Annotated in this window: 9 protein-coding genes; 1 reads left to right on the top strand and 8 read right to left on the bottom strand. The window is 60.1% G+C overall.

The genetic code is table 11. The annotated features are described in order from the left end of the window. Window positions 1-119 precede the first annotated feature (119 nt). From VSX56_RS17490 to VSX56_RS17455, 8 genes are all read right to left on the bottom strand, one after another. Window positions 120-404 carry a putative quinol monooxygenase gene (locus tag VSX56_RS17490; protein WP_339115203.1) on the bottom strand — a complete coding sequence of 95 codons (285 nt, stop codon included), beginning with the start codon at window positions 402-404 and terminating at the stop codon, window positions 120-122. A gap of 92 nt (window positions 405-496) precedes the next feature. Beyond that, the gene (locus VSX56_RS17485) at window positions 497-1,438 is read right to left on the bottom strand and encodes a sugar phosphate isomerase/epimerase family protein (RefSeq protein WP_339115204.1); all 942 of its coding nucleotides are present in this window, start codon (window positions 1,436-1,438) and stop codon (window positions 497-499) included. Beyond that, window positions 1,435-2,478, bottom strand: coding sequence for a Gfo/Idh/MocA family oxidoreductase (locus tag VSX56_RS17480; RefSeq protein ID WP_339115205.1), 1,044 nt, complete (start codon window positions 2,476-2,478; stop codon window positions 1,435-1,437). Before VSX56_RS17480 ends, VSX56_RS17485 begins: the two co-directional genes overlap by 4 nt. A gap of 10 nt (window positions 2,479-2,488) precedes the next feature. Next, window positions 2,489-3,385: a sugar phosphate isomerase/epimerase family protein gene (locus VSX56_RS17475; protein ID WP_339115206.1), complete on the bottom strand. Its 897-nt coding sequence runs from the start codon at window positions 3,383-3,385 to the stop codon at window positions 2,489-2,491. Between the two features lie 70 nt (window positions 3,386-3,455). Beyond that, complete coding sequence (locus VSX56_RS17470; protein ID WP_350938951.1) at window positions 3,456-4,274, bottom strand: ATP-binding cassette domain-containing protein; 819 nt, start codon at window positions 4,272-4,274, stop codon at window positions 3,456-3,458. An 11-nt stretch (window positions 4,275-4,285) separates the two neighbouring features. Beyond that, a complete protein-coding gene (locus tag VSX56_RS17465; protein WP_350938949.1) occupies window positions 4,286-5,287 on the bottom strand; it encodes an ABC transporter permease in 1,002 nt (333 codons plus the stop codon). A 10-nt stretch (window positions 5,288-5,297) separates the two neighbouring features. Continuing rightward, window positions 5,298-6,341, bottom strand: a complete 1,044-nt coding sequence (locus VSX56_RS17460; protein ID WP_339115209.1) for an ABC transporter permease — start codon at window positions 6,339-6,341, stop codon at window positions 5,298-5,300. 130 nt (window positions 6,342-6,471) lie between these two features. Next, a complete protein-coding gene (locus VSX56_RS17455; RefSeq protein WP_350938947.1) occupies window positions 6,472-7,356 on the bottom strand; it encodes a sugar ABC transporter substrate-binding protein in 885 nt (294 codons plus the stop codon). Window positions 7,357-7,597: 241 nt separating this feature from the next. Between VSX56_RS17455 and VSX56_RS17450 the strand changes: the two genes are divergently transcribed. Continuing rightward, window positions 7,598-8,635, top strand: coding sequence for a LacI family DNA-binding transcriptional regulator (locus tag VSX56_RS17450; RefSeq protein WP_350938945.1), 1,038 nt, complete (start codon window positions 7,598-7,600; stop codon window positions 8,633-8,635).

Raw genomic sequence — 8,635 nt, 5'->3', positions numbered from 1 at the left:
CCAACCTGCGAGCCGTAAAGGTCAACGCCAGCGCGACCAATCGTAATTACATCCAATGGTTTCGACATAGGTATTCTCCGTCCTCGGGTCGCATCGCGGACATGATGCGCAGGGTCATTTCAGGCAGCGGGGTTGATCGTCTCGAAGGTCAGGCTCTGGTGGAACTGTTCGTGATAGGCGATGAAGTCCTTGGTGTAGGACTGTTCCATATGGAAGGCATGCGCGGCCTCATCGACCCAGGATTCCACGAAGACCAGCTTGTCGGGATCATCCGTGCAGGTGAAAAAGTCATAGGAAAGGCAACCCGCCTCGGCGCGGGTGGCTGCCTGTGCAGCCGGGGCGCGCTCGAGGATCTTCTCGCGCGTGCCGGGCTGGCAAAGGATCGTGATGATGAACTTGTACATGGTCTTGGTATCTCCAAAGCCTGTCCCGTTCGGATGCGCCCTTCCAAGTGGCCGGAGGGGGAAGCTCCGGCCACATCCTCGGGAGGAAGCGGTTAGCGGATGATGGTCGCTTTCAGCGCATCGATGGAGGACTGGATACCCGCCTCGGTCGACATGGTGAAATCTTCCATCTCGAGGCTGACCCAGCCATTATAGCCCATCATGCCGACAACGGAGAAGAACTCCTTCCACCATTGCAGGTCACGGCCCGCGCCCACGGCGACATAGTTCCAGCTGCGGTTCGCGACATCGGTCACGTCTTTCAGCTCGAGAAGGCCGTTCACGTCGCAGACGCCGCGCTCGATGCGGGTGTCCTTGCCGTGGCAGTGGTGGATCGCCTTCCCCAGCGCGCGGGCAGATGCGATCGGCTCCGCGCCCATCCACATCAGGTGCGAGGGGTCGAGGTTCATACCGACCATCTCGCCCACTTCGTTGCGCAGACGGAACAGGGTCTCGGGGTTCCAGACCAGCATCGCCGAGAAATTCTCGAGCGCATAGCGCTTGATGCCAGCCTTCTTGCCGAAATCGACCAGATCGTGCCAGAGCGGGAAGGCACGGTCTTCCCATTGATAACGGTCGCGCTCGGGCATCTCGTCGGGCCAGGACTTGGTATAGACCAGCCAGTTCGGGACGGTGTCACCGGGCGCCGCCTCGGGCAGACCCGACATGGTGACGATGGTTTCGACGCCGATCTCGCCTGCAAGCGTGATGGTTTCCTTCATCTCTTTGAGATGACGGGTGCCCATCGCGCCCGGATCGAGCGGGTTGGCCGAGCAGTTGAGGGCGGCGATCTTCAGGCCACGAGCCTCGATCTCGGCCAGCTTCTGCTTCAAGAGGCCTTTATCGGCCAGAAGCTCGTCGGCGCGGAAGTGGGGGCCTTTCGACCACCCGCCACCCGTCATCTCGATGCCTTCCACACCAAGCTCGACGCATTTGTCGAGCATATCCGTGAAGGACAGATTGCCCATCACATCGGTGCAAATCGAAAGTTTCATGCATTTTCCTCCCGCAGCGCCTGGCCGAGGCTGATACCATCGGTGTAAAGCGCGGGTTTTTCAATCATCGTGACAGGCTCGAGCACACCGCTCTCCACTGCGCGCAGGGCTGCATCGGCGACGAGCGTCGCGGCGTAGCCATCCCATGCGGACGGGCCGGTTGCGGTGCCCTCGCCCGCGGCCACGATCCATTCGCGGAATTCCTGATCATAGGCTTCGATGAAGCGCTCGCGCCAGTCGGCCGGCAGTGCCTGACGGTAGCCATGCGCGTCCGAGATAACAGTCGCCGGACGGTTCGGCAGCGCGGCAATCCCTGCCTCGCAGCTGACTTCCCCACGGATATCATAGCCATAGCCGATATTGACCGAGATCTCGACATCGACGATGGCCCCCGAGGCGCAATGCAGCAGCACGATATGGGGGTCACGCAGCTCGCCGCCTTTGGAGGAGCGGCGCGGCAGACGCACCTCGACACCCACGACCTCGTCGCTCAGGAGCCAGCGCGAGATATCCGCATCATGGACCAGCGTGTCATTGAGCGGCATTTCCGAGGTGTAGAGCCCCTCCGGCACCGATGCGTTGCGGTGGCAGGATTTATACAGAAGCGGTGCGCCCAGCGTGCCGCTGTCGATCACGGCCTTCAGGCGGCGGTAATCGGCATCGAAACGGCGCATGAAGCCCACCTGCACCAGACGGCGACCGAAAGCGACCTCGGCTTTCATCACGCGCAGGGCCGCCTCTTCCGAGGTCACCATCGGCTTCTCGCAGAACACGGGCTTGCCGTGGGCGATGGCTGTCAGGAGCTGCTCCTCATGGGCAGGGCCCCACGAACAGATGACGATGGCGTCGACCTTGTCCGAGGCGATCAGCGCCTCGGGGGTCTCGAAGACTTCCGCGCCAGCGGGGGCGGCGGATTGTGCGCGGTCAAGCGCGATGTCGGTGACGGCGGTAATTTCCACCCCCGACAGGACCTGGGTCAGACGACGGATATGGTCCTGACCGATCATGCCGGTGCCGATGACTCCAACCTTGAGTACCATGGCGTGTTCCTTATTTGTAATGCTTGTCGAGATAGCGTTTGGTCTCTGCGAGCATGAAGCGCGCGCTGTCCTCGGCGCGGTCCTCCCATGCGAAGACGCAGTTCGACAGAACGCCATCGAATTTCATATCTGCGAGGGTCGAGAAGAACAGATCCCAGTTGATCTCGCCCTGACCATAATCGAGGTGCTGGTGAACGCGGACCTTGGATTCCGGCGGGTTCACGATATAGCGCAGCTCCGACGACTTGTTATGGTCATAGGTATCGGCCAGGCGGACATGCTCCAGAAGGCCTGCGGTCGCGCGCAGGTTGGCTTCCATATCGGGCCCGTAGAAGAAGGTATGCGGCGCGATGAACGAGGCGCGGACCATCGGCGAGTTGATCGTCTTGATGATGTCGATCGCCGGATGGATCTCCTCGACCCAGTCCTCGGGATGCGCTTCAAGCGACAGCTTGATGCCCTCTTTCTCCAAGAGCGGCACGATGATGTCCATTGCACGGAAGAACTGCATCTCGCAGGTCTCGGGGCGGTGCAGGCCCGAACGGTCGTTCAGCGAGCGGTTCGGCGAGCCACCGCGGCCGAATTCGGAAACGAACATCGGGCATTCCAGCTCGACGGCGAACTCGATCGCGCGTTTCCAGTTGTCGATCGCGTTATCCCATTCGTCCTGATAGGGGCTGGCCCAGCGATACATCGGCTGGATCGTAGCGAGGCCGACATTATTGTCGCGCAACGCCTGTTTGAAGCTCTTGATACGCTCCGGGTAAAGCTTCGGTCGGGTCCACCATGCGAAGAAGTCGGGACGGGGCGACATTTCGACATAGTCATAGCCCAGTTCGGCGACCTTGCGCACCGTGTCTTCCAAAGACAGGTGACGGATCATATGCGGGTCGAGCGTGTGTTTCATGGTCAGGACCTTTAAGAAGCGTTCGAACGGGGCGTCCCTCCTCCGGACGCCCTATCCATTTTCATAGGGCTCAGGCGACAACCTGCGGCGGATGGCCGTCATGGGTTGCCATATGGCTTTCCATTGCCTCGCCCAGATCGGCCAATGCCTCACCGCCTGCCATCAGGTCGGTAATTTCCTCACGGGTTTTCTCGCCGCGTTTGAAGTTTGCGGCAACCGCGCCGCGGATCAAAACCGCGTAATGATCGCCAACGGCCATCGCGTGGGTCACCTGGTGGGTGATGAAGATCACCGCGATGCCGCGACGCTTGGCTTCCATGATGATGCGTAGGACGTGGCTTGCCTGTTTGACACCAAGGGCTGCGGTCGGCTCGTCGAGGATAAGGACGCGGGCGCCGAAATGGACGGCCCGTGCGATGGCGAGCGACTGGCGCTCCCCGCCCGACAGACCACCGATCAGACGGTCGCCATCATCGATACGGGTGATGCCGAAGCTCTGGACCGCTTTGACGGCAACTTCATTCGCGGTCTTGCGGTCGAAGAACTTGAAGGGGCCGATCTTTTTGACGGGCTCGACACCCACGAAGAAGCTGCGGCCGATGGTCATCAGCGGGAAGGTGCCGCCGAACTGGTGCACTGTGGCGATCCCACGATCGGCGGCGTCCTTGGGCTTGTCGAAGCTGACCGCCTCGCCATCCATGAACATCTCGCCGGTGGTGGGCTTATGGACCCCTGCGAGCGTCTTGATGAGGGTCGATTTCCCCGCACCGTTATCACCCAGCAGGCAGAGCACTTCGCCCGCTTCGACTTTGAGAGAGATATCGTGCAGCACGTCGATCGGACCGAAGGACTTGTTGACGTTGCGCAGTTCCAGAACCGGGGTGATCATGATCCGTGTCCTCACTTCTGAGTTTTCTTGGACGGCGCGCTCAGCGCCAGTTTACGGAAGCCGTTATTCATCAGGACGGCCACAAGCAGCATCGCGCCGAGGATCAGGCTCGACCAGTTGCGGTCGATATCGGTGAAGTAGATCCCCTGGCTGACGATGGCGAAGGTAATGGTGCCGACGAAGATCCCCATGATGGAGCCGAAGCCACCGGTCAGAAGGACGCCACCCACAACCACGGCCACCACCGCGTTGAAGATATAGTTCATACCACCGGACACCTGCGCCGAGTTGAACAGGATCGCCCCGCACATGCCGACAAAGGAGGCGCTCACAGCCGAGAGGATGAAGAGGCCGATCATCAGGCGGTCGGTGGGGATACCGGCGTTACGGGCCGAGACCTTGTCGCCACCGAGAGCAAAGATCCAGTTACCGCGGCGCGAATGGTGCAGCACATAGACGAAGCCGATGGTCATGGCGATCCACCACACGATGATCACCTGGTAGCTGCCGCCGATAAGCTGGCCAAAGAGGAACTTGGCCCATCCCGGCGATTGCAGCGCGACCGAGGCGGAACCGGTGAGCAGCACGGAGGCCGAGAGCACGATCCCCTGCATGGCCACCAGCGTGCCCAGCGTGATGATCAGCGTCGGCACCGTGGTGCGGGTGGCCAGAAGACCGTTGATGGTGCCCACGATCACGCCGAGACCGATGGAGCCCGCCATGCCCACCCAGATCGGCAGGCCGTAATAGCCCGAGAGGATGGCGACGGTCATCGAACCCGCGGGGATCATCGCGCCGATCGAGATATCGAGCTCGCCTGCGATCATCAGCAGACCCATCGGGATGGCGACGATACCGAGATTGGCCGCGAAGTTGACCCAGGAGGCCGAGCCCACCAGATTGCCCAGATTGACACCGCCAAAGATCACGAAGAAGGCGAAGACGGCGATGAGGCTGAGGACGGAGCCCGCTTCGGGGCGGCGGAGGAAGTCGGAAAAGACAGAGTTTTTCATCAGATCACACTCACTTCTTCTTCGTCGCGTAGCTGAGCGCAAGCTTGCGGAAAGTATCGTTCATCAGAACCGCGATCAGGAGAAGCGCACCGATGATGACAGACCCCAAGTTGGCATCAAAGCCCGTGAAGTAGATCCCTTGGTTCACCATGGCGAAGGTGATGGTGCCCAGAACGATCCCGAGGATGGAGCCGAAGCCACCGGTCAGAAGCACGCCACCGATCACGACACACATGATGGAGTTGAAGATGAAGGACTGGCCACCGGCGACCTGCGCGCTCTGGTAGACTATTACCTGGCTGACGCCGACGAAAGCTGCGGCAAAACCCGAGAGCATGAAGAGCGAGATCGTCACTTTCTCGGTGGGGATACCGGCGTTGCGCGCCGAGATCTTGTCGCCACCAAGCGCATAGATCCAGTTGCCCCAGGGCGAGACGTGCAGGATATAGGCCAGCACCACCGCGAAACCGATCCACCAGAAGATGGTGACCTGGAACATGTAGGCGACGAAATGACCCAGCAGCGTGGTGGTCAGCGGATCGGGCGACAGCGCGGTCGCGGTCGAGCCGGTCACGAGAACCGAAAGGCCCAGCGTCAGACCCATCACCCCAAACATCGACCCGATGGTCACGATCAGCGAGGGCACGGCGGTGCGGGTCACGACCAGACCGTTGACCAGACCGACCAGCACACCGAAGCCAAGGCCACAAGCGATACCGATAATATCGGGCAGACCGAAATAGCCGGAAACCACGGCGACCGTCAGCGAAGAGGCCGGAATGACCGAGCCGATCGAGAGATCCAGCTCGCCTGCGATCATCAGGATACCGATGGGCAATGCCACGATCCCGATCTCTGCGGCGACGTTCAACCAGCTGGCAAAGCCTGCAGGCGACAGGAAGGCCTGACCGGCGAAAATAGCGAAGAAGATAAACACGGCAAACATGCCGAAAAGCGACCCGGCCTCAGGACGACGAAGATGACGCCCCAACCCCGAAGATTTTGCGCTGCCACCGGACACTGCGGGTGCGGCTCCTTGAGTCTCGGAAACCATTCGATTTTCCCTGTACGAGGTTCGAAAGGAAGGCGGGTGGCCACCATTTTGGTGACGACAGGGCTGTCGCCCTTCCGCCTCTCGGGGTGCCGACCGGACAGTCCGGACGGCACAGTCTCACTGGCTTTGCTTAGCGGACGCCTTGCTTCAGGCCGTCCATGGTCGCATCGACATTTTCCGCGTCGACAATGCCCGGGCCGGTGAGGATCTCACGGGTCGGGATCGACAGGCCGAAATTGACATGCGCGTTCAGGATCGACGCGGCCATGTAACCTTGCATGTAGCCCTGTTGATCGATGGCAAACATCTGCTTGCCGGCCTTGATGTTGTTCAGGATGGTCTCGTTCATGTTCAGGCCACCGACCTGGACTTTGCCCGATTTACCCGACTGCATCACACCGTTGATCGAGGCATTCGCATCCACGTCCGACACGGTATAGATACCGGTAACTTCGGGATTCTGCAGAAGATAGGCTTTGACGGCCTGTGCCACAGCAGTCTGGTTGCCGAAGGAGGTCGCCGGAAGCGGCAGAACCTCACCGCTACCACCTGCTTCGGTGATCCCGTCGGTCAGGCCTTTGCAGTTCGCTTCGATATTTGCAGCACCCGGCAGGGTGTTGATGCAAACAACGTTCTTGATGTCATGTTTGGCAAAATAGCCGCCGGCCGCTTTGCCGTTCTCGTAATCATCCGAGCCGATATAGTTCATAGCGCCGAGCTTGTCGGCGGCGTCCAGACCACCGGCATTGATGATGATCAGCGGGATGCCTGCATCGACCACTGCCTTGAAGGCAGGATCCATCGCTTCCGGAACCCAATCGGGTGCCGCGATTGCATCGGCGCCCTGGCTGATCGCCTGACGGATCAGTTCGGCGGCGTCGACGCCGAGATTGTCATAGTTCTGCGGGCCGAGCCAGGTGACGGAACCGCCCTGCTCTTTAGCCAGCTTGCCGGCATCTTCCGCGCCACGCTTCACGATCGACCAGAAGGGATCGTCAGGCTTGCCACCCACCACGAAAATATCCGCAGCAAAAGCTGCACCAGCATAGCAACCCAAGGTCACGACGGTCGCGACACTTGCCGCGAGACGGCTGAATTTTGTCATAGATTGTCCTCCCTAGACCCCAAACCTCCTCTGGGGCCGAACATCCTTTTCTTACCCTTATCTCCGAGAAGGTGAAATAATATTCTTGAGTAAAAGAAACTTTTGTTTCATAACGTGTCATTCACGATGATATTCAGGCAACGGTGACCCTATGAACAGACCTACGATATCCGATCTGGCCAAAGCGGCGGGCGTTTCCGTGTCGACCGTCAATCGCATTCTGGCGGGCGCCGGAAATGTGCGCGACACCACGATCCAGCGCGTGCAGGAAGCCGCGGAAAATATTGGGTTTTACGGGGTTGAATCGATCAATCAGCAGCTGCGCAGCACCCTACCCGGTATCCGTCTCGGGTTCCTCCTGCAGCAAGGCAATCGCGAGCTTTACCAGATCTTCGGGCGTGCCATTGTCACGGCCTGTCGCGCGAGGCGTGACGCGATCGTTGAACCGGATGTGGAATTTGTGGATGTGCTCACGCCAGATAATATCTCATCGCGCCTCACGGCTTTGGCAGAAAGATGTAATGCAGTTGCCATCATCGCCGCCGACCATCCCCTGATCGGCCAGACGATTCGAAGCCTGCACGAAAGGGGCAAACCGGTTGTAGCCTATATCACCGACCAGTCCGCACCCGAACGGGCAGGCTATGTCGGGGCGGATAACTGGAAACTCGGACGGACGGCGGGGTTCCTTATTGCCCAGACGACAAAAAACGCAGGCCGGGTTGCCGTCTTCAACGGCAACCACCGCTATCAGTGTCAGGATGTCGCCGATGCCAGCTTCCGCTCCTATATGCGCGAACATGCTCCGCATCTGCATGTCGATGAAAGCCGCGCGACACATGAGGAATCGGATGTCGCCTATCAGATGGTGACCGAGCTTCTGCAAGATAGCGACGAGGATCTGCGGGGGATCTTCATCGTCGGGGGCGGAATTTCCGGCGTTCTGCGGGCGCTGCGCGAGACAGCACCCGAACGACGCGCGAAAATTCAGGTCGTATGCCGCGATATGGGCCCCGAAATCCGAAGGGGATTGTCCGAGCGACTGATTACCGCAGCGCTTTGCCATCCGATCGGACCCATCTCCAACCTTCTGGTGCAGAGCATGCTCGATTCGCTGTCGCAACAAGGGTCCGGCACAACAACGCAATATGTACTTCCGTTCGAGATCATCACCCCCGAGAACCTCTGA

Source organism: Thioclava kandeliae, assembly GCF_040297545.1.
Lineage (GTDB): Bacteria > Pseudomonadota > Alphaproteobacteria > Rhodobacterales > Rhodobacteraceae > Thioclava > Thioclava kandeliae.
Note: the sequence above shows the minus strand (reverse complement) of the source record. Positions and strands in the feature narration are given on the sequence as shown.